The following is a 19,874-nucleotide window of genomic DNA, read 5'->3' on the forward strand; positions in this document are numbered from 1 at the left end:
TGTATATGCTTTTATTTCGTATAGATAGAATTAGCCGCTTATTTTCTTTACAGCAGATGCAAGAAACTCTCTCCGTTAGGCGGTGCTTCAACACCGAAATTATCGGCGATCGTCGCGCCAAGATCGGAGAAGGTTGTTCTAGTCTCTAACCTTGCCGTCTTAGCGAATGACGGACTATACAGCATAATCGGTACGTATTCGCGCGTGTGATCGGTTCCCGCATGAACAGGATCATTGCCATGATCGGCAGTTACAATTAGTAAATCGCGCTCGCCTAGCTGCTTTACGAGCTCAGGAACGGCAAGATCGAATTCCTCAAGCGCCTTCCCATAACCAAGCGGATCACGACGGTGTCCGTATAACGAATCGAAATCAACCAAATTCGTGAATAACAAGCCTTTGAACGGCTTGCCGAGCTGTTCAATCGTCTTCGCAATGCCGTCTGCATTGCTTTTTGTTGGCGATGTGGCCGTAATGCCTTCCCCGTCGAAAATATCGTTGATTTTGCCGATTGCAATCGTGTCGTAACCGCCAGCCTTAAGCGTGTCCAATACCGTTGCGTGAGGAGGCTTGACCGCATAGTCATGCCGGTTCGGCGTGCGCGCGAACGCTCCCGGCTTCCCGATGTACGGCCTTGCAATCACTCGGCCAACGGAATGTCGCTCGTCCATCGTCAGCTCTCTTGCGATCTCGCATGCCCGGTACAGCTCCTCCAGCGGAATCACTTCTTCATGAGCGGCAATCTGAAACACGCTGTCTGCCGATGTATAGACGATCCAAGAGCCGCTTCTCATCTGCTCCTCGCCTAGCTCGTCCAAGATTTCAGTGCCGCTTGCCGGCTTGTTGCCGATAACCTTGCGGCCGGTGCGCTGCTCGAAGCTCTCGATCAGCTCGGGCGGGAATCCTTCAGGAAACGTCTGAAACGGGACCTCAATCTTAAGCCCCATTAACTCCCAATGCCCTGTCATCGTATCTTTGCCTACGGAAACTTCCGCCATTTTGCCGTAATAGGCAGCAGGAGGTTCTTTCGACTCCGACCACGCACCGATCGGCGCAATTCGATCGAGGCCCCATCTGCGCATATTGGGCAACTGTAATTCCGGCGATTGCTCCACGATATGCCCTAGGGTATGTGCGCCGGAATCTCCGAAGGCTGGCGCATCCGGGAGCTCGCCGATTCCGACGCTATCTAATACAATCACTGCAATACGATCAAATCTCATCGATGTTGTCCTCCTATGTAGTCTACGCTCTTGGGTGCGCGCTCTTATAGACGTCCTTGATTCGCGTTGTTGGCTGCTTCACATATTTAAGCGTTGTCGCCAGATCGGCATGGCCCAGCAGCTCTTGCACGGAACGTATGTCCGCGCCATGCTCGAGCAGATGCGCAGCGACGGAATGGCGAAGCGTATGAGGCGTAATATCGTCTGATATGCCCGCTTCCTTCGCATATTTCTTGATCGTTTTCCAGAAGCCCTGCCTCGTCATTCTCGTGCCCAAATGGTTCAGAAATAATGCAGACTCATTCTCGTTATGTCTCATAAGCGACTTCCTGCCGTCCCCCAAGTAAGCGATCAACGCTTCTGCTGCCATGCGCCCAAAAGGGACAATACGTTCCTTCCCTCCAGCATCTATACATCGAACGGCTGAAAGCTGCATATGCAAGTGCTCGGCATCAAGGGCAACGAGTTCAGAAACGCGAATGCCAGTCGCATAAAGAAGCTCCAGCATCGCTTTGTCCCGCTTCCCGGCAGGCTTATCCGACTGAGGCGAATCGAGCAACACGGCTGTCATCGATTCGGACAATAATTTCGGAGCCTTCTTTTCTTGCTTTGGCGCCTCCAGATAGATCGAAGGATTATGAATAATGACGCCTTCCTTGGTCAAATAATGAAAAAAAGCTTTCAACGATACGATATGTCTCGTAATCGTTGCCGCCTTCCTTCCCTGCTCCTTAAGATGGAGCATATAACGTGCAAAGTGATGCCTCTGCAACTGAGACGGCTCGCCAATACCCTGTTCCTCGGCATAAGCGGCGAACGCAAGCAAATCTCTCTCATAGGACGAGAGAGTATTAGAGGACAATCTACGTTCGACTTCCAGGTGCTCCAAGTACGTGTTCAGATAAGCCTTCATTCCAATTCCTTTCCATGCTGCTTCTCACCTACAATTATTCCACATTCGCAACGGCAAATCCTGCTTCCGCTATATTTCTGTGCAGCGTGCACAATGCCATGCACGGTTCGCCTTATTCGCCATACCAATAAAACCAACGTAATCTGTCCGCCAAATGACCGCCCTCGGGCGACTCCGGATCGGTCAAAAATACCTTCAGCGCCTCTCCCTTCGGTTCCCTATAGGGATGAACAGGAGATATCGCATCGACCAAAAATCGATAGCCTCCYGTGACTACTAATAATGCCGCAGTAAAAACGACAATAAAGAACAGCTTGCTTGCCCACTTCCTTATCGATAAAACCATCATCATCAGCCTCCGCTTCAAGTGCTTCACGGTTGTCCGCTCGCTACACCTTATGAGGAGGCTGATGTGATTATTCGTTTACGACTCCAGGTTTTCATAAGCAACGCTGTTCAGCCATTTGTCCAGTGCGGTATAAGGCATGCCGGTCGCTGCCGCAACCGGCTCATACGTTACATTGCCCGCATGCGTATTGACGCCCTTCTGCAGCGGTACGCTTCGGCGAATCGCGTCCAGTCCTTTATTGGCCAAATCAAGCGCATAAGAGATCGTGGCGTTCGTCAGCGCGAAGGTCGAAGTGCGCGGCACGGCTCCCGGTATATTCGCAACTGCATAATGAACGACGCCATGCTTCATATAAATCGGATCTTTATGCRTTGTCGGACGATCGACGGTCTCAATGGATCCGCCTTGATCTACGGCTACATCGACGATAACTGAACCCTTCCGCATCATTTGGACCATCTGATCCGTTACTAATTGCGGGGCTTTCGCCCCGGGAATAAGAACAGCACCGATAAGCAGATCGGCATGGTTCACTGCTTCCGCGATATTAAGCGGGCTTGACATCAACGTTCGGAGCCGACCGCCGAATACATCGTCCAAGTAACGCATGCGATCTGCACTCTTCTCCAATATAACGACATTCGCTCCCATCCCCAGCGCAATCTTCGCAGCATTAGTGCCCACAATTCCGCCCCCGATAATAACGACCTCCGCAGGGGGCACTCCCGGAACCCCACCAAGAAGTACGCCGCGTCCGCCATTGAACGCTTCCAGAAACTGCGCTCCTACCTGCACGGACATACGACCCGCAACCTCACTCATCGGCGTTAGAAGCGGCAGACTGCCGTTTGGAAGTTGGATCGTCTCATAAGCAATTGCCGTTACTCCGCGCTCGACTAGCGCTTTAGTCAAATCCGCCGCAGCGGCCAAGTGCAAATAAGTAAATAAGAGCAGCCCTTCACGGAAATAGCCGAACTCCTCTGCAAGCGGCTCCTTTACCTTCATAATCATATCAGCTTTACCCCAAACCTCAGCAGCAGTTGAAGCTATATTCGCACCCTCACGCATATAGTCGCTATCCTCGAAACCGCTGCCGCTGCCAGCACCTTCCTCAATCAGCACCTCGTGGCCAGCCGCCTTCAACATCGTAACGCCAGCCGGTGTCAACGCAACCCGATATTCACTCTGCTTAATCTCCTTCGGCACGCCGATTAACATGATTACCCCTCCCGAGACCATCTAAAACGCTCTTATTATGATGTATGAACGAACAAGCCAACTTGATCGTCCATACGCGATACGTTTTCCAGCAAAGCCTAAAAATATGTGCCCTATCGACAGTCACCCATACGTAAACCGCTCGTTCCCCATACACTGAACTAGCTTAAAGCTGACTAGGGAGGCTCAATTTCATTGCCAAAGCTGGAATCCATGATCAGACGCTGTGCCGCCATCAAGCCTTCGAAACGAACGGCGCGACAAATTATTACTTTACGGTCAAGAAAATCATATAATCGCTGCCTGAAAATGATGAAAGAGAGCGGCATTACTCCATTTAAGGCTGTATCAAGAAGCTTATTGATTGGCTTCCATGTCCTGAAAGGAGCTTCGCCGTCTTCCATATCCAGCCATCCGGAAGTTAGGAAAGTCGAGAAGGATCTTAAAATCAAAATACATGCTGCTGTTCCTTACAAGGCGCCTTTCAAAGTTCCGTACAAAGCTCCATCCAAGCCTAACAAGTACAGGTCTTTCAAACGTTCGCTTCCACTAATGATGACAACAACAAAGCCGACAGCAAAAGCTTCCTTAATAACCTGGAACATAAGTCGCGTAAAAGCGCCCCAAGCATGGGCTACCTCAAAAGGCAGCCCGATGAAGGTCGCTGTCATTGATACCGGCATTGCGAATCATCCGGATCTCCGGATTGCCGGCGGGGTTAATACGATTAACGGCGGCTCGTATAGTGACGATAACGGTCATGGGACCCATGTTGCCGGCATTATAGCCGCGTTAGGAACTAATGACAATATCATTGGCGTTGCTCCGGAGGTTGAATTATATGCGGTCAAAGCGCTGGACGCGAACGGAGAAGGATACGTCTCGGACATTGTCGAGGGTATTGATTGGTGTATCAGCAGGCAAATGAATGTGATTAACATGAGTCTCGGTATTACGGGTTCGGAGAGCAGCGGCGTTCTGCATGACGCGGTACGGAGAGCAGCGAGGCAAGGCATCGTAATCGTAGCGTCTGCGGGAAATTCGGGAGAATCAAGCAAACAAATTGATGAACCTGCTGCTTATGAGGAAGTAATCGCGGTTGCCGCTTCAACGAAAGCCAATCAGATAGCAAGCTTCAGCAGCAGAGGACCAAGCATTGCCATTACTGCGCCGGGGCAGCAAATATTATCGACATGGCCGGGCAACTCCTACAAGAAGTTGTCGGGCACAAGCATGTCTTCCCCCCATGTCGCGGGAGGCGCTGCCTTATTGCTTAGCCGCAGAACTTCTCTAAGTCCGGCAGCCGCATCTACTCAATTGCGCAGGAAAGCGATCAAACTGGACAATTACAGTGTCCTTGCACAAGGCTCTGGTTTAATGCAATTGGATCAAATCTTCGATACCAATTCTTCCGTCAATGTCATAAAGAAAAGATAGGTGCTCCATAGAAATGCCAAAACGGCTTTGCCGTCCAGTTATGCTGGGCAGCCAAGCCGTTTATGATTGAGTTGGGTTGTCGTTTTTTGCTTTGCAGCGGTGGCACACGCCTTGAAAGTCAAGACGATGATCAATGACAAAAAAACCGTATTCCGCTTCCAGCTTCTCTTCGAGAGGCAAAAGCCAGTCTTCTTTAATTTCATCCATTGATCCGCACTGCACACAAATGAGGTGATGGTGATGATGCTTGCTGCTATCGGTCCGAAGATCGTATCTAGCAACGCCGTCGCCAAAGTTCAACTTCTCGACGACATGCATCTCACTTAGAAGCTCGAGCGTCCGATAAACGGTTGCTAATCCGATTTCCGGTGCTTTATCCTTTACGAGCATAAACACATCTTCCGCGCTTAAATGATCATCTTCATTCTCAAGCAATACGCGGACGGTTGCTTCCCGTTGCGGGGTTAATTTGTAGCCCTGGGACTGCAACTGTTGTTTGATTTTCTCAATCCGGGCTTCCATGATTTCCCCCCTACCACATGTCTGCGCCTATATCAGGAAACTTTCCTTTCATTATAGGGGCTAACATGCAATAAAGTCAAACATTTTGCTGTCGTATGATGGCAGCTTAAGACGATAGCAAAGGAGAAGCCCATCCGATAATTGTCGGCGAAACGTATGCTTCGAAGAGCGACGCTCCCGCTAAGACGATGACCATAAGCAGCGTTGTAGAAGTGAAGCCGGCAAGTTCAGGAGCCAGCGTCCCTTTTTGCTGGAGCAGCCTGTTTTTCACCACATAAATGGAGAACGTCAGAGCGGCGACACTTGTAACGATCATCGCCGGTATCGCAATAATATTTTGCGGCGCAATCGATACGAGCGAGAACCAAACCCCTTTCCAAGCATACTGGTTAATAAGCGTGCCGATCGAGAAGCCGACTAACGCACCTTTCAAAAAATTGAGCGCAAGCACACCAGGTATCCCGACAACGGTTATGCCTAGCAGCCAGAGCAGAAGCATCCATTTGCCATGGAAAAAGAACCTCTCCCAGAACGAATCCGTTTCGTCGACACCGATTCCCGCTCCCATCAATCTCACGTATTGATCTACATCTTGAGCCAAATCCTGCTGCTGCTCGAATGTCAGCGCATTAACCATAAGCGCCCCGAATATAGCCCCTACAACAAACAGTACCGCCACGAACACATACAGCGACAAATTGTTCTTCACCATCGGTTACATTCACCACCAAACTCAAACTATACCGCACATTAGCAGATAAGCGTGTCCATTTTTAGTTTATGAGTGATCTTCCGATGGTATGACGAGCTCTAGATGCGTCCAGTTAATTGATATAGCTTCCATGCGTATATGGCAAGTATCGTTTTGGCATCGCTTATGCGTCCCTCGGCTATGTAGGCATCAGCTTGCTCCATCGTGATAGCCTCGACATTCAAATCCTCATCCTCGTCCGGGCTTTGAACGCCTTCCTCCACCTGTTCAGCGAAGTAAATATACAACTTCTCATCCGCAAAGCCTGGAGACGTATAGAAGGCGCTCAGCAGCTTAAGCTCCTTTGCTCTATATCCTGTTTCCTCCTCCAGCTCTCTTGCTGCCGCGGTCAATGGATCTTCTCCCGGATCCAGCTTGCCTGCAGGAATTTCGATTTGAAATTTTTCAAGCGGTTTTCTGAACTGATCTACGACAAGCAGCTTGCCGTCCAGCAACGCCATAACAGCGGCAGCACCAGGATGCTTCACAATTTCTCTTGTAGCTGTTCGTCCCTCGGGCAATGCTACCGTATCCACTTGCAGCGAAATCATTTTCCCTTGAAAAATGGATTCCGTACTAATCGTCTCCTCGCGCCAAAGCTCGCTTGATTGTTTCTTATCCATATGTACAGCAGCTCCTTCTACGGGTTATTCACTAGATGGCATAGGTTGTCCATCTGTCGCATACCTATCATTATATCAAATTACGAGAGGTGCGATATCCATGAAACAATATGTCGCTTCGAATCAGCTTCGTTTAGTCGGCAAGGCTTGGGAAATTCGTCACCAGCTGCGCAAGCTCAGCGCTGCCGCAGGGGCGGATGCCAATTACAAGCTGCTGTCCGACTTCACTGGAGGAACGGCCAATCGTCGCCCTCCTATCGATCTGAAGGTAGTTTCAGATCAATAATCGCTCTGCTAATTACTAAATAAAACAATAAGCCCTCCTGCGGTAACAGCTGCTTAAGCTGATAACCTTCAGGAGGGCTACTTCATCGTATCGATTATCTGCTAACAGCAGCTTGTTTCATAATTTCGACGACCAGCTCGGTAACTTTGACAAGATCATCCGCTTTAATTTGTTCCTTCGTCGTATGAATATGCTCGTAACCCACAGCAAGATTGACAGTCGGAACACCTAATCCATTGAAAATGTTCGCGTCGCTGCCTCCTCCCGAGTGGAAAGTGCGAGGCGTGCAGCCGATTGCGACAATCGCTTGCTTCGCTAGTTGAACGACAGGATCCTCATCATCGTATTGATAAGCGGGGTAGATAATTTCACTTACGAGTTCGCCTCGTGCGCCATACTCAGTTGCGGCGCTTTCCACTGCCTTGCGCATCGCTTCGATCTGCGCATCCAGCTTATGCTGTACGATGCTGCGCGCCTCGGCATCAATCTTCACGTAGTCGCAGACAATATTTGTTGCGCCTCCCCCTTCGAACCTGCCGATATTCGCCGTCGTTTCGTTATCGATACGGCCGAGCGGCATTCTAGCAATTGCTTTGGCTGCAACTTGAATCGCGCTAATGCCGTCTTCGGGATTAACGCCGGCATGGGCCGATTTACCGTACATCTTAATACTCACCTTCGCTTGAGTAGGAGCAGCTACGGCAATATCGCCAACCTTTCCATTCGAATCAAGCGCGTAACCGTATTTCGCGTCCAGCTTCGATGCATCAAGCGCGCGAGCGCCTAGAAGTCCCGATTCTTCGCCGACCGTAATAACGAATTGGATCGGACCGTGGGGAATCGACTGTTCCTGCAACACGCGTATGGCTTCGAATAACGCAGCAATTCCCGCCTTGTCATCGCATCCGAGTATCGTAGTCCCGTCACTGCGGATATAGCCGTCATCGTCCAATTGAGGCTTAATGCCATTGCCAGGCGTTACCGTATCCATATGACAAGTGAAAAATATGGGCGGAGCGTCCGTTAACCCATCCGTTGCCGCAAGCTTGGCAAACAGATTGTTCGCACCATGGCCAGTCTTCGCAGCAGCGTCGTCTTCATCAATGGACAAGCCTAATGATGTAAACTTCTGCTTTAACACTTTGCTTATCTCCTGCTCGTGCTTCGTCTCGCTATCGATCTGCACCAGCTCCATAAATTCACTCACTAATCGATCTTTTGCAATCATTTACGTTTCCTCCATTCATCAAATTCGTATACAATAGAGACAGAGACAGGCAATACGCAATTTCAAACCTATTATTCCAGAAAGGGGCTGCATGCGCATGGGCAACCGTAAAGTCATTCGTATCGTCGCCATAATTCTTGTATCCGCCATGCTTTTATCGACGTTAATCGCTGGACTCGGCTCTTTGCTGTACTAATTCCGGCACGTCGAACTTAAATTGCTTTGCGAAGAATGGCAGCAACTCTGCAGCTGCTTCCTCCACCGACAGGTCGCGTCCGGTCAGATCATTAAACGATGTGACGCCGTACTCGCCAATGCCGCATGGGACGATGCCGTTGAAGCCTTCGAACGCAATGCCTTCCTTGATATTAAGCGCAAAGCCGTGACTCGTTACGAAACCGCGGCGATTGCGCGCTTTGTTGAACTTCACTCCGATGGCGGCGATCTTCTCGTCGCCAACCCATACCCCTGTATATTCCGGTTTTCTGCCCGCTTCTATACCGTACACGCCAAGCCAATCGATTATCGCCTGCTCCAAGCTACGCAAATACGCATGCAGATCCAATCCTACCGCATCGAGATAAAGAAGCGGATAGCCGACGAGCTGTCCTGGACCATGGTAGGTAATATCTCCGCCGCGGTCGATCTCGTATAAGGAAATACCACGCTCCTTGAGCTCTGATTCATTCAGAAGCAAGTGCTCAGGATTGCGGTCCGATCCAATCGTATAGGTCGGTGGATGCTGAAGAAGGAGCAGCGTCTCTTGACGCTCCTCCCGGTCGATTTGTTTGACGTATGCTTTCTGAAGCTCCCACGCTTCCGCGTAGTCCAGCATAGGTATATAGTGGGCTTCCAACCTTTCTGAGCGTTCTTCGTTGTCCGCAGCAGCCATGTTGGTATTCCCCTTTTCTTAATACAATTTGCTATCTAATGTGAAGCTTTCGAGATTGTCTTTCACCCGCTGCAGGAAACGTCCGCAAATAACGCCGTCCAAGATCCGATGATCAAGCGACAAACACAGGTTAGCCATGGAACGTACCGCAATCATGTCATTAATAACGACAGGGCGCTTCACGATCGATTCGAACGTTAGAATTGCAGCCTGCGGATAGTTAATAATCGGATATGACAATATGGAGCCGAATGAACCTGTGTTGTTCACCGTGAACGTTCCGCCCTGCATATCAGAAAGCGTTAGCTTCCCTTCGCGCGTTTTGCGGGCGAGCTCTTCGATCTCCTTCGCAAGTCCTGCGACATTCTTATGATCGGCATTCTTAATGACCGGGGTCATAACCGAATCTTCCGTGCCGACGGCAAGCGAGATGTTAATATCGCGCTTCACGATGATTTTGTCCACAGCCCAGACGGAGTTCATGATCGGGAAGTCTTTGATCGCATTTACGACCGCTTTAAGCAGGAATGCAAGATAAGTCAGGTTCACGCCTTCGCGCTTCATGAACTCATCCTTCAGCTTGTTGCGGAGCAGCACAAGATTCGTAACGTCTACTTCGATCATAGTCCATGCATGCGGAATCTCACTAACGCTTTGGCGCATATTCCGTGCGATCGTACTGCGAATCGGCGTGACGTCGATGAAGGTCTCGCCGCGACTTGGCGAATTCGAGCCCTCAACCTCAATCTTCGGCAATCTTGGCGATTCGGACAAATGAATACCTGACGACCGAACCTGGGCTTTCGGATCCATGCTTGCGGAAGAGACCGGAGTCGCGTGCCCTCCCCCGCCTGCTTTACCTGCAGCGCCAGATGCGACGTAGGCAAGCACGTCCTTGCGTGTAATTCTTCCGCCTAGACCAGTGCCCGGCACATCAGACAATCGGATGTTGTGCTCGGCAGCCAACTGCTGCACAGCCGGAGAGAGCCTGCCTCTCATCGGAGCGTCAGCATCTACGATAGGCGCTCCAGACGTCACTGACAACGCAGCGCTGCCATTAACGGTTGCCGCATTGTTCGTCGATGCTCCGCTAGAAGCTGAAGCATCTGCATCACCAGCTTCGCCTTCAACCTCCATTAGAGCGATCGGCGTCCCGACAGGAACGGTCTCACCGTTCCCAACTAATATTTTCATAAGCGTGCCTGATACTGTGGAAGGCAGCTCGGCGTTCACTTTATCCGTCAAAATCTCGCAGATCGGCTCATAAACATCTACCCAATCGCCAGGCTGCTTCAACCATTTGTCGATTGTGGCCGATACGAGTGATTCCGCAAGCTGCGGCACGACGACTTCGATCATCGTTTTCAATCTTCTCATCCCCTAACTGACAAGCACATGCGTGCCATGCAATTAATACAACGCCAAGTTACGCATAGCTTCTTTCACTTTATCCTTATTAAGCATGAAGAACTTCTCACCCGGCGGATTGATCGGCATAGCCGGCACATCCGGTCCGCATAGACGCATGATCGGCGCGTCTAGCTCGAATAGCAGCTCTTCCGCAATGATAGCCGACACTTCTGCGCCAACGCCGCCTGTTTTGTTGTCCTCATGTACGATCAGCACCTTGCCGGTCTTGCGAACCGCCTCCAGCACCGCTTCCTTATCAAGCGGTTGGATCGTTCGAAGATCGAGTATATGAGTGCTAATACCTTCGTCGGCAAGTTCGGCTGCTGCCTGCTCGATGAAGTGAAGCGGCATGCTGTAGGAAATAACCGTAATATCATCGCCTTCGCGTAATACGTTAGCTTTGCCGATAGGTACAATATAATCGGTGTCAGGCACTTCACCCGTGACAAGCTTATAACACTTCTTATGCTCGAAGAACAGAACCGGATCCGGGTCGCGAACGGCAGCTTTCAGTAAGCCCTTCGCATCATAAGCGCGATATGGCGCTACAATCTTAAGTCCCGGCGTTCCGAAAAATACAGACTCCGGACATTGTGAATGATATAATCCGCCGAAGATGCCTCCGCCGATCGGAGCGCGTATCACGAGCGGACAGCTCCAGTCATTATTTGAGCGATAACGGATTTTGGCCGCCTCGCTTATGATTTGGTTGGTAGCAGGGAACATGAAATCCGAGTATTGCATCTCGGCAATCGGCTTCATGCCATACATAGCAGCTCCGATTGCAACTCCGGCAATGGCTGACTCGGCCAGCGGAGTATCGAGCGCCCGCAGCTCGCCGAACTGTTCCATAAGCCCTTTGGTTGTCGTGAAGACGCCGCCTTTAAGACCAACGTCTTCGCCTAATACGAATACGTCATCGTCGCGCTCCATTTCTTCTTTCATGGCAAGCCTGATCGCATCGATATATTCAATAACAGCCATTATGGAGTCCCTCCTTGCTCTGCATCGCCAGCATAGACGTGAAGCAATGTCGATTCAGGAGTTGGGAATGGCGCTTTGTCGCCGTAAGCCGTCGCTTCATCCAGCACTTTGCGTATACGAAGCTGCAGCTCCTCGTCTTGCTCCTCCGACCAAATGCCGCTATCGATCAAATATTGCTTATATTTCGGAATGCCGTCTTTTGCACGGTTCATGTCAACCTCTTCCTTCGTCCGATAGGCCAGATCGTTGTCCGACGTCGAATGCGGGGAGAGGCGATACATTAATGCTTCTATAAGAGTCGGCCCTTCGCCTGTAACAGCGCGTTCACGCGCTTCCTTCACGACGCGGAACACCTCAAGCGCGTCATTGCCATCCACCTGCAAACCTTTGAAGCCATAACCGATGGCACGATCCGCTACCTTGCCTGCAAGCTGCTTGTGAAGCGGTACGGAAATCGCATATTGGTTATTCTCGCACATGAGGATGACAGGCAGCTTATGTACGCCTGCGAAGTTGCAGCCTTCATGGAAATCGCCTTGATTGCTTGAACCTTCTCCGAAGGTAACGAAGCTGACAAACGGTTTCTTCTTCATCTTAGCCGCGAGCGCAATGCCTACTGCATGGGGAACCTGCGTCGTTACCGGACTGGAACCTGTCACAATACGCAGCTTCTTCGACCCGAAATGCCCCGGCATCTGACGACCGCCGCTGTTAGGATCCTCCGCCTTTGCGAATACCGACAATAACAGCTCTCTTAGCGTCATGCCAACAGCTAGAACGAAGCCATAATCACGATAGTAAGGCAAGTAATAATCATTATCTCGGTCCAGCGCATAAGCCGCAGCAACTTGCGCAACCTCTTGGCCGATACCAGAGACGTGGAAATTGATTTTTCCTGCCCGCTGAAGCAGCAGCATTCGTTCATCGAACTTGCGTGCAGTCAGCATTGTTGAATACATTTCAATTGCTTGCTCATTGCTGAGCCCTAACTCCAAATGACGTGCATTTTGCCCTGTAGAAGCGAATTGGGTCATGAGGGTATTCCTCCCTTTACCAACTATTAAAACCTGGTCCTAAGACTTGATATTATTTATTATAACCGTATTTCCATCAAAAAGAAAACCGTTATTGCATGAGCTTCTCTGATGCAAAGCTGGATTAATACGCAATAGCCCGCCCATCAACGGCTAACATCGCTTCGCCAAGCGCTTCGGCTAATGTCGGATGCGGGTGGATCATCTGTCCGACTTCCCAAGGTGTCGCGTTCAGCAAGCCCGCTAACGAGGCTTCGGAAATCAGATCCGTCGCATGAGGACCAATCATGTGAACACCGAGAATATCATTTGTTTTATTATCGGCAATGACCTTCACGAATCCTTCCGCTTCTCCTAGAACCAATGCTTTACCTATCGCTTGGAACGGAATTTTGCCCGTCTTGATCTCATGTCCCAGCGCCCGAGCCCGATCTTCCGTATATCCGTACGAAGCGATCTCGGGACGCGAGTAGATGCATCTCGGAATGAGATGATGATCGAGCGCCTCGGGTTTGCCGCCATTAATATGTTCAGCCGCGATTAACCCCTCATGTGCTGCGGCATGCGCTAACTGCACGCCGCCGATTACGTCACCGATTGCGTAAATATGCGGCTCGCTTGTTTGTCCGAATGCATTCACGGCAATCGCACCGTTTTTGGTTTGAATATCCGTATTCTCAAGTCCTATACCTTCGATATTCGGCTGCCTGCCAACCGATAAGAGCAGCTTCTCAGCCGTTAACAATACGTTGCCATCCTCGGTAGCGGCAGAGATCGAAACCTCGCCGTCCTTCTGTTCATACGTATCGGTATTTAATTGAATGCCGGTAAGCACTCGTACACCGCGACGACGCAATATCTTGGTCAACTCTGCGGATACATCAACATCTTCGCCTGGTACTAGACGCGCACCCGCTTCCGCAAGCGTTACTTGCACACCGAAGTCTTGCAGCATGGACGCCCATTCGACGCCGATCACGCCTCCGCCGACAATAATAATCGACTTAGGCAGCTTGTCCATAACGAGTGCTTCGTCGCTTGTTAGTATGTATTCGCCGTCTGGCTCTAATCCCGGCAAGGTACGCGGCCTTGAGCCTGTTGCAATAATCAGATTTGTAGAGACGACCGACTCCATCTCACCGTCAGGAAGCTCTACTGCGAGCGACCCGCTTCTAGGCGAAAATATCGAAGGACCGATAACGCGTCCTTTTCCCTCAATGATCTGAATGCCATGTTTTTTCATCAGGCTTCGAAGACCTTTGTGGAGTTGTTCCACCGTCTGCTCTTTGCGGAGCTGAACATTGCCGAAGTTAAGACCTATTGCTCCTTCGGCTACGTCTACACCGTATTTATCCGCCTCTAGAAGCGTCGCATATACCTCTGCGCTGCGCAGCAGCGACTTGCTTGGGATACATCCTTTATGAAGACAGGTGCCTCCAAGCTTATCCATCTCAACGATTGCTACGGATTTGCCTAATTGCGCGGCACGAATCGCAGCAGTATATCCTCCGGGTCCACCGCCTAAAACGGCTACATCCACTTGTATTGCCATTTCGTTCCCTCCATTACTCCTATAAATAATATATGCATGTCCTAACCTGAAATTCGTTGTCGGTCTATCTCACATGAAATCTAACGCAAACCATTCACTTCTATTGTACCTGTTTTCAAAACCTTTTACATCGCCCAATTATGAATTAGACAGCAACTTGCGAAAAAGGTATGATAGTAACAACTGTTTATTATGATCTTCAAGGAGATTCTACGCAATGAAATTATTAATTTCCCGCATTATTGCCATTGTCTTGCTCGTTATACCAGGCTTGCTGGCCTGCTTCGGATTTCTTCGTATGAAAAACGAATTATTCGATTATTTCTCCCAATTCGGCAACGATGCCATTACACCTGACTTCCACTGGCTTTCTTTCCTGCTTGGATTCGTCATGTTCGGTATCGGTGTCGGCTTCATCGGCGGCTGGACCTTTTTCCGAGATCGCAAGCGAAATTATGTCGCAACCCGCTTCAAACCGAAGCGTCCGCGCCCGCCTAAGCCGTCTGCCAACAAATAATGATATTTTCTTTGAACGACGCAGCAGGCTGCAGGAAGAGTAATCTTTCCTGCAGCCTGCTGCTTTTTTTGTAGACAATTAATGAATGATTATCAGCAAAAGTTTACACCCTTCTAACGAATTGGTGCAAATCTTACAATTTCGATCATCTTTTTTTATCTTTATATAATAGTTGAGTTCTATACTGGTCACATAACTTGCGAAAGAGGTGATCCTTATGATGAAAATTGTATTCGATGTAGCAGTAGACGGCAAAGTAAAAGAAACGATTCAGCCTAACGACCTGCGACTCAAAGATATTCATAATTTTGTTCAGGCGCAGTCAACGGCCCTTATTGAGAAATACGGCAGCAATGTGTATTTAAACCGCAGAGTCATCTACTAATTCGAACATGTCCAATAATGAATTCGCATGTTCACTCCTACTTCAAACGCTGCTCCACCCAATATCCTCAGTCACAAATTCATATCGCCCTCATCTCCAACTACTTAAACCATCAATCATTGAAGCGAAAACGAATGAGAAGACTTAGACGAAGCATTGACGAGCGCTGCTCCGCAAGGAAAGCACAAGTCATTCCTAGCTCGTATAAGTCTTCTTTTTTCTTTCCGGCAAATAAAAAAACACTGCTTCTCTACTGGCTGCAAAGAACCAATAGAGAAACTGTGCTTGTAAGATAAACCTTTTGCTTACGATTAAGATACCTTGTGCTCGATTCGCAGCTTGTCCGCAACCATAGCGATGAACTCCGAGTTCGTCGGCTTCGACTTGCTGATATTAATGGTGTAGCCAAACAGATGGCTGATGCTGTCAATGTTGCCGCGCGTCCATGCAACCTCGATCGCATGACGAATTGCGCGTTCGACGCGGGATGGCGTCGTCTTAAACTTTTCAGCGATTGCCGGATACAGCGTTTTCRTAATTGCGCCAAGGATCTCGATGTTGTTGTACACCATCGTAATCGCTTCACGCAAGTATTGATATCCTTTGATGTGCGCAGGAACGCCAATCTCATGAATGATGCTCGTAATGTTAGCATCGAGATTTTTGCCTTTGGCAATTGGAACTACATTCGATTTGATCGATGATGAGCTTGTTGCATAGCTGCCGTTCGTTGTGAACGTCGGATTACCGACAAGCTGACGAATGCGGTTAGCCAGCACATCCATATCGAATGGCTTCAAAATATAATACGAGGCACCAAGCTGAACCGCTTTTTGAGTAATGTTTTCTTGTCCAAAAGCCGTCAGCATAATTATTTTTGGCATTKGGGACAGGTTCATTTCTTTCAAACGCTCTAGTACGCCAAGACCGTCCAAATGCGGCATAATAATATCCAGTATGAGCACATCGGGAATCTTTCTCGTTTCTTCGAGATGTCTCAATACTTCTTCTCCGTTATAAGCAACTCCGCTCACACTCATATCACTTTGTTCGGATATGTATTCCGATAACAAGTTAGTAAATTCTCGGTTGTCATCTGCCAATAATATTTCGATCTTATGCAAGGTCTGGTCCTCCCTTAAATGATATTCATGATTACCTTCCCAAGTTGTCTGCTTTAAAGTTTTCGACATATGGAGGTGAATTCCTTCTGTCGAAAATTATTTTTCTTTATTTTTTATCCTTATTTCGTTATAATAAATAATTTATTACATTCGTCGAGCAATTTCGTAATCGTTCGACAAATATCGGTATTTTATGAAATGAAGAAGGTCTGCTGTCATCATTAGATCACAGCAGACCTTTGGTGTGCTATTAGGCGGCTTCTCCAAGCCAGCTTGTGTCCTTAGAACGCAATAACACTCCCGCATCTTGCAGCATCCATTCAATAAAGCAGCCGTAACCGGAAGAAGGATCATTCACGAATACATGGGTAACTGCTCCAACAAGCTTGCCGTTCTGAATAATCGGACTGCCTGACATGCCTTGCACAATACCGCCAGTCTTATTGAGCAGCCGCTTATCCGTAATCTTAATGACCATGCCTTTGGTTGCCGGGCCAGATTGCTTGGATACATGCGTAATTTCGATATTGAAGCGTTCTACCTTCTGACCATTCAGGACCGTCAATATTTGGGCTGGGCCTTCGTTGACATCTTCGGCAAACGCTACAGGCACCGATCTTTCGCTGTAGCTATGGGTAGGCGTTTCATTCATTTTGCCGAAAATGCCAAATGGCGTATTTCGCTCAATGCTGCCTAATATTTTGCCTTCCTTTACGAAATGAGCAAGCTTCGAACCAGGCTCGCCATTCTGACTCTTATTGATGGATGTTACGCTCGACTGAAGGATTTGACCTTCGCCTACTTCAATCGGAGTTTGGGTATCCATATCGGTTATGACATGCCCGAGCGCCCCGTATACCCCCTGATCAGGGGCATAGAACGTCAACGTGCCTACACCTGCCGCTGAGTCGCGGATGTACAGGCCAAGACGCCACACCTTATCCTCGGCATCATAAGCCGGATTTAAGGATGTTTGACTTAACTGTCCACCGCGCTTATAGACGACGTTGAGCGGCTTGTTATCCGTCCCTGCACGATCTGTCAGTTCGGCAACCTTGTGTACTTCATTGATCGGTGAGCCATTGATCTTAACTATCAAATCGCCTAATCTTAGTCCCGCAGCTTCGCCAGGAGATTGCTTCATTCCATCCTTGCCTTCAACCTGATGATGTCCAACAACAAGTATTCCAGCTGACTTCACCTTGACGCCAATCGTTTGGCCTCCAGGTATGACTCGCAAATCCGGCACTACATTAACCTTAACAGTTTTGAACGGAATTTTACCAAATAATTTCATCTTCACTTGCGTTTGACCGCTTTGATGCGGTTGAAGCGACATTGGTTCATTAAGATTGACTGACAAGGACTTGCTTGTTGATCCGTTAATCTGGAGCATCTGAGGGTCGACGGTTACTTCTGCATGTACCGGAACTCCATATTGCAATCGTTTCATCTGGCCTGCGAACATCCGAAGCTCATTCGGAACGGCGGCATAACGCTGAAACGGGGCAGAGAGCCCAAGCATGCAAACGAAGAAAACGAGAAGTAGGCCAAACCATCGCTTCCGTTGATTGGAGTTCAATGATTTCACGCTCCCTGTGATTCCATCGCATGACGAAAAGGTAAGTCGCCAATGGCGTACCTTTAAGTTACCCTGCCCCGATTGTTTTATGTCCGCAAAAACATTCCCTTATTGGCTTCCATTACGCCCCTTTCTGACGATGCGCCAAATCAAGCATTTCTTGTGCATGATGCCKGGTTTTTTCCGTTACTTCCACTCCGCCCAGCATTCGTGCAAGCTCATCAATGCGATCTCTCTCCAGCAACGCAGATACTGAAGTAGACGTACGTTCGCCGATCACTTGCTTGCGGATCTCATAATGATGATCTGCCATACATGCAACCTGAGGCAAATGAGTAATCGAGAATACTTGGCATTTCCCCGATAGCTGGGACAGCTTCTCGGCAATCGATTGCGCAGCGCGGCCGCTAACCCCTGTATCCACCTCGTCAAAGATGAGAACGGGCACTTGATCGATTTCCGCGAAGATAGTCTTCAAGGCAAGCATAATTCGAGACATCTCTCCGCCTGAAGCGATCTTGCTAAGCGGCTTAAGCGGTTCGCCCGGATTCGTCGAAAGCATGAACATTGCTTCATCCATGCCGTTCGCATGCAGTCGAATGACGCTTTCTCCCTTCGACTCGTCCTTGCATGGCTCGAGCTTCACGCGAAATAAGGCATTCGGCATCTGCAACTGCTTAAGCTCCGTCTCAATCGCTTCTGCCAGCTTCATGGAGGCATGCTCACGCAGCTTCGAAAGCTCCTTGGCATTGTCCAATGCTTGCGCATACAGCTTCGCTTCTTGAGCGCGCAAGCTCTCGATAAGCTCATCTCTATTCTCGATCTTGTCGCGTTCGGCAGTCGTCTTCTCGAGATACGACAATATATCAGGGATGCTCTCCCCGTATTTGCGCTTCAATCCGTTAATTAAATCCAAACGGTCATCGATATGCGATAACTGATCCGGATCGGATTCAATGCTGTCTCGATAATCCCTTAGTTGGAATGCCGCATCCTCCGCCTGATAAAAGGCCGCTTGCAATTGCTCAAGCAACGGACTAAGCTTGGCTGCATCATACGTCTGGATATCGATCAACTTCGCAACTGCCTTACTTACCGCATCAAGCCCCTTGCCGCCATACAGAAGCGTATAGGCTTCGGATACCGCGTCCATACGTTTGCCAGCATACATCAGCTTACGACGTTGCTCCGACAACAACTCATCCTCGCCAATCTTCAACTGCGCGTTCGTGATCTCCTCGATCTGGAATCGATACAGATCAAGCATCTGCACATTATGCCGGGCCGAGCTCTCGATATCCTTCAATGCGTGTCTTGCCTGCTGAAGCTGAGTGTATACCTCGCGGTATTGCAGCTTACGTTCAATTAGCAGGTCGCCGGCGAACATATCAAGCCACTCCAAATGCTGTTCGGTTCTTAAGAGTGATTGATGCTCATGCTGTCCATGAATGTTGACAAGACACTCGCCGATCTCACGCAGCATCGTCATCGTCACTAGCTGGCCGTTCACTCTGCTGCTGCTCTTGCCTTGCGATGTGAGTTCGCGCCTGATGACAAGCATCTCCTCCGAAGAGGCATTCACACCTTGCTTCTCTAATACGCGCCATACCGGATGGCTGGAAGACAAGTCGAACATCGCCTCCATCTCGGCCTTGTCACAGCCGTATCGAACCATGTCTGCGGAGCCCCGTCCGCCGACGACCAGACTGAGCGCATCAATTAGAATCGATTTCCCTGCTCCAGTCTCGCCCGTCAACACATGAAATCCATGATGAAACGTAACGTGTACCTCTTCAATAACCGCTAAATTCCGAATAGACAACTCGCGCAGCATGGCTGATTCC

General features: G+C 49.3%; 22 protein-coding genes and 1 pseudogene. 5 read left to right on the top strand and 18 right to left on the bottom strand.

Annotated features, from left to right (window positions below):
- Positions 1-47: 47 nt before the first annotated feature.
- The 6 genes from deoB to AC1DF0_RS14620 all read right to left on the bottom strand — a co-directional run bounded on the left by deoB (position 48) and on the right by AC1DF0_RS14620 (position 4,386).
- Positions 48-1,223 carry a phosphopentomutase gene (gene deoB, locus AC1DF0_RS14595; RefSeq protein ID WP_442050445.1) on the bottom strand — a complete coding sequence of 392 codons (1,176 nt, stop codon included), beginning with the start codon at positions 1,221-1,223 and terminating at the stop codon, positions 48-50.
- Between the two features lie 22 nt (positions 1,224-1,245).
- Positions 1,246-2,136: a site-specific tyrosine recombinase XerD gene (gene xerD / locus AC1DF0_RS14600; protein ID WP_442050446.1), complete on the bottom strand. Its 891-nt coding sequence runs from the start codon at positions 2,134-2,136 to the stop codon at positions 1,246-1,248.
- A gap of 112 nt (positions 2,137-2,248) precedes the next feature.
- Entirely contained in the window at positions 2,249-2,512 is a 264-nt protein-coding gene (locus AC1DF0_RS14605; RefSeq protein WP_477574457.1) for a DUF4227 family protein, read from the bottom strand.
- 48 nt (positions 2,513-2,560) lie between these two features.
- Positions 2,561-3,703, bottom strand: coding sequence for an alanine dehydrogenase (gene ald, locus AC1DF0_RS14610; RefSeq protein WP_477574458.1), 1,143 nt, complete (start codon positions 3,701-3,703; stop codon positions 2,561-2,563).
- A 176-nt stretch (positions 3,704-3,879) separates the two neighbouring features.
- Positions 3,880-4,107 carry a hypothetical protein gene (locus tag AC1DF0_RS14615; protein ID WP_442050449.1) on the bottom strand — a complete coding sequence of 76 codons (228 nt, stop codon included), beginning with the start codon at positions 4,105-4,107 and terminating at the stop codon, positions 3,880-3,882.
- A 66-nt stretch (positions 4,108-4,173) separates the two neighbouring features.
- Positions 4,174-4,386 (bottom strand): hypothetical protein, encoded by a 213-nt coding sequence (locus tag AC1DF0_RS14620; RefSeq protein WP_475821511.1) that lies wholly within the window; start codon positions 4,384-4,386, stop codon positions 4,174-4,176.
- Here AC1DF0_RS14620 and AC1DF0_RS14625 point away from each other — a divergent pair.
- Positions 4,358-5,140, top strand: coding sequence for a S8 family peptidase (locus AC1DF0_RS14625; protein ID WP_442050451.1), 783 nt, complete (start codon positions 4,358-4,360; stop codon positions 5,138-5,140). The two genes, AC1DF0_RS14620 and AC1DF0_RS14625, sit on opposite strands and share 29 nt — an antisense overlap.
- 60 nt (positions 5,141-5,200) lie before the next feature.
- Here the strand turns inward: AC1DF0_RS14625 and fur are convergent, their stop codons facing one another.
- From fur to AC1DF0_RS14640, 3 genes are all read right to left on the bottom strand, one after another.
- Positions 5,201-5,662 carry a ferric iron uptake transcriptional regulator gene (fur, locus tag AC1DF0_RS14630; RefSeq protein WP_442050452.1) on the bottom strand — a complete coding sequence of 154 codons (462 nt, stop codon included), beginning with the start codon at positions 5,660-5,662 and terminating at the stop codon, positions 5,201-5,203.
- A gap of 106 nt (positions 5,663-5,768) precedes the next feature.
- The gene (gene spoIIM / locus AC1DF0_RS14635; RefSeq protein WP_442050453.1) at positions 5,769-6,374 is read right to left on the bottom strand and encodes a stage II sporulation protein M; all 606 of its coding nucleotides are present in this window, start codon (positions 6,372-6,374) and stop codon (positions 5,769-5,771) included.
- A 98-nt stretch (positions 6,375-6,472) separates the two neighbouring features.
- Positions 6,473-7,036, bottom strand: coding sequence for an NUDIX hydrolase (locus AC1DF0_RS14640; RefSeq protein WP_442050454.1), 564 nt, complete (start codon positions 7,034-7,036; stop codon positions 6,473-6,475).
- 100 nt (positions 7,037-7,136) lie between these two features.
- Between AC1DF0_RS14640 and mciZ the strand changes: the two are divergent.
- Positions 7,137-7,217, top strand: a pseudogene (gene mciZ, locus AC1DF0_RS14645) (Z-ring formation inhibitor MciZ); the annotation flags it as partial.
- A 199-nt stretch (positions 7,218-7,416) separates the two neighbouring features.
- Here the strand turns inward: mciZ and AC1DF0_RS14650 are convergent.
- Positions 7,417-8,550 carry a M20/M25/M40 family metallo-hydrolase gene (locus AC1DF0_RS14650; protein ID WP_477574459.1) on the bottom strand — a complete coding sequence of 378 codons (1,134 nt, stop codon included), beginning with the start codon at positions 8,548-8,550 and terminating at the stop codon, positions 7,417-7,419.
- A 97-nt stretch (positions 8,551-8,647) separates the two neighbouring features.
- On the opposite strand from AC1DF0_RS14650, the gene prli42 reads away from it, so the two are divergent.
- The gene (gene prli42, locus AC1DF0_RS14655) at positions 8,648-8,746 is read left to right on the top strand and encodes a stressosome-associated protein Prli42 (protein WP_442050456.1); all 99 of its coding nucleotides are present in this window, start codon (positions 8,648-8,650) and stop codon (positions 8,744-8,746) included.
- Here the strand turns inward: prli42 and lipB are convergent.
- The 5 genes from lipB to lpdA form a co-directional block, all read right to left on the bottom strand.
- Positions 8,714-9,442 (bottom strand): lipoyl(octanoyl) transferase LipB, encoded by a 729-nt coding sequence (gene lipB, locus AC1DF0_RS14660; protein ID WP_442050457.1) that lies wholly within the window; start codon positions 9,440-9,442, stop codon positions 8,714-8,716. The genes prli42 and lipB overlap by 33 nt on opposite strands.
- A gap of 18 nt (positions 9,443-9,460) precedes the next feature.
- Positions 9,461-10,819, bottom strand: a complete 1,359-nt coding sequence (locus tag AC1DF0_RS14665; protein WP_477574460.1) for a dihydrolipoamide acetyltransferase family protein — start codon at positions 10,817-10,819, stop codon at positions 9,461-9,463.
- A 33-nt stretch (positions 10,820-10,852) separates the two neighbouring features.
- Positions 10,853-11,836: an alpha-ketoacid dehydrogenase subunit beta gene (locus tag AC1DF0_RS14670; protein ID WP_337101703.1), complete on the bottom strand. Its 984-nt coding sequence runs from the start codon at positions 11,834-11,836 to the stop codon at positions 10,853-10,855.
- Positions 11,836-12,870 carry a thiamine pyrophosphate-dependent dehydrogenase E1 component subunit alpha gene (locus tag AC1DF0_RS14675; RefSeq protein WP_337101702.1) on the bottom strand — a complete coding sequence of 345 codons (1,035 nt, stop codon included), beginning with the start codon at positions 12,868-12,870 and terminating at the stop codon, positions 11,836-11,838. The genes AC1DF0_RS14670 and AC1DF0_RS14675 overlap by 1 nt, the downstream gene beginning before the upstream one ends.
- Before the next feature lie 124 nt (positions 12,871-12,994).
- A complete protein-coding gene (gene lpdA, locus AC1DF0_RS14680) occupies positions 12,995-14,422 on the bottom strand; it encodes a dihydrolipoyl dehydrogenase (RefSeq protein ID WP_442050459.1) in 1,428 nt (475 codons plus the stop codon).
- 217 nt (positions 14,423-14,639) lie between these two features.
- On the opposite strand from lpdA, the gene AC1DF0_RS14685 reads away from it, so the two are divergent.
- Positions 14,640-14,939, top strand: a complete 300-nt coding sequence (locus AC1DF0_RS14685; RefSeq protein WP_337101700.1) for a DUF2627 family protein — start codon at positions 14,640-14,642, stop codon at positions 14,937-14,939.
- 217 nt (positions 14,940-15,156) lie between these two features.
- The gene (locus tag AC1DF0_RS14690) at positions 15,157-15,324 is read left to right on the top strand and encodes a mechanosensitive ion channel protein MscL (protein ID WP_442050460.1); all 168 of its coding nucleotides are present in this window, start codon (positions 15,157-15,159) and stop codon (positions 15,322-15,324) included.
- Positions 15,325-15,635: 311 nt separating this feature from the next.
- On the opposite strand, the gene spo0A is transcribed toward AC1DF0_RS14690, so the two are convergent.
- From spo0A to recN, 3 genes are all read right to left on the bottom strand, one after another.
- Positions 15,636-16,448 (bottom strand): sporulation transcription factor Spo0A, encoded by an 813-nt coding sequence (gene spo0A, locus AC1DF0_RS14695; protein ID WP_477574461.1) that lies wholly within the window; start codon positions 16,446-16,448, stop codon positions 15,636-15,638.
- Positions 16,449-16,698: 250 nt separating this feature from the next.
- On the bottom strand, positions 16,699-18,030 hold the full coding sequence (gene spoIVB, locus AC1DF0_RS14700) for a SpoIVB peptidase (RefSeq protein WP_442052237.1): 1,332 nt from the start codon (positions 18,028-18,030) through the stop codon (positions 16,699-16,701).
- A gap of 121 nt (positions 18,031-18,151) precedes the next feature.
- Entirely contained in the window at positions 18,152-19,864 is a 1,713-nt protein-coding gene (recN, locus tag AC1DF0_RS14705; RefSeq protein WP_477574462.1) for a DNA repair protein RecN, read from the bottom strand.
- Positions 19,865-19,874 lie beyond the last annotated feature (10 nt).

It is taken from the genome of Paenibacillus sp. 05T425, from assembly GCF_056396205.1.

Bases quoted from the DNA above. Each gene is read 5' to 3' on its own strand.
- AC1DF0_RS14640 (WP_442050454.1), bottom strand. From the start codon at position 7,036: ATGGATAAGAAACAATCAAGCGAGCTTTGGCGCGAGGAGACGATTAGT.
- lpdA (WP_442050459.1), bottom strand. From the start codon at position 14,422: ATGGCAATACAAGTGGATGTAGCCGTTTTAGGCGGTGGACCCGGAGGA.
- AC1DF0_RS14615 (WP_442050449.1), bottom strand. From the start codon at position 4,107: ATGGAAGACGGCGAAGCTCCTTTCAGGACATGGAAGCCAATCAATAAG.
- AC1DF0_RS14675 (WP_337101702.1), bottom strand. From the start codon at position 12,870: ATGACCCAATTCGCTTCTACAGGGCAAAATGCACGTCATTTGGAGTTA.
- AC1DF0_RS14665 (WP_477574460.1), bottom strand. From the start codon at position 10,819: ATGAGAAGATTGAAAACGATGATCGAAGTCGTCGTGCCGCAGCTTGCG.
- xerD (WP_442050446.1), bottom strand. From the start codon at position 2,136: ATGAAGGCTTATCTGAACACGTACTTGGAGCACCTGGAAGTCGAACGT.
- spoIIM (WP_442050453.1), bottom strand. From the start codon at position 6,374: ATGGTGAAGAACAATTTGTCGCTGTATGTGTTCGTGGCGGTACTGTTT.
- AC1DF0_RS14670 (WP_337101703.1), bottom strand. From the start codon at position 11,836: ATGGCTGTTATTGAATATATCGATGCGATCAGGCTTGCCATGAAAGAA.
- AC1DF0_RS14650 (WP_477574459.1), bottom strand. From the start codon at position 8,550: ATGATTGCAAAAGATCGATTAGTGAGTGAATTTATGGAGCTGGTGCAG.
- prli42 (WP_442050456.1), top strand. From the start codon at position 8,648: ATGGGCAACCGTAAAGTCATTCGTATCGTCGCCATAATTCTTGTATCC.
- AC1DF0_RS14620 (WP_475821511.1), bottom strand. From the start codon at position 4,386: ATGCCGGTATCAATGACAGCGACCTTCATCGGGCTGCCTTTTGAGGTA.
- lipB (WP_442050457.1), bottom strand. From the start codon at position 9,442: ATGGCTGCTGCGGACAACGAAGAACGCTCAGAAAGGTTGGAAGCCCAC.
- AC1DF0_RS14625 (WP_442050451.1), top strand. From the start codon at position 4,358: ATGAAGGTCGCTGTCATTGATACCGGCATTGCGAATCATCCGGATCTC.
- AC1DF0_RS14690 (WP_442050460.1), top strand. From the start codon at position 15,157: ATGATGAAAATTGTATTCGATGTAGCAGTAGACGGCAAAGTAAAAGAA.
- fur (WP_442050452.1), bottom strand. From the start codon at position 5,662: ATGGAAGCCCGGATTGAGAAAATCAAACAACAGTTGCAGTCCCAGGGC.
- deoB (WP_442050445.1), bottom strand. From the start codon at position 1,223: ATGAGATTTGATCGTATTGCAGTGATTGTATTAGATAGCGTCGGAATC.
- AC1DF0_RS14685 (WP_337101700.1), top strand. From the start codon at position 14,640: ATGAAATTATTAATTTCCCGCATTATTGCCATTGTCTTGCTCGTTATA.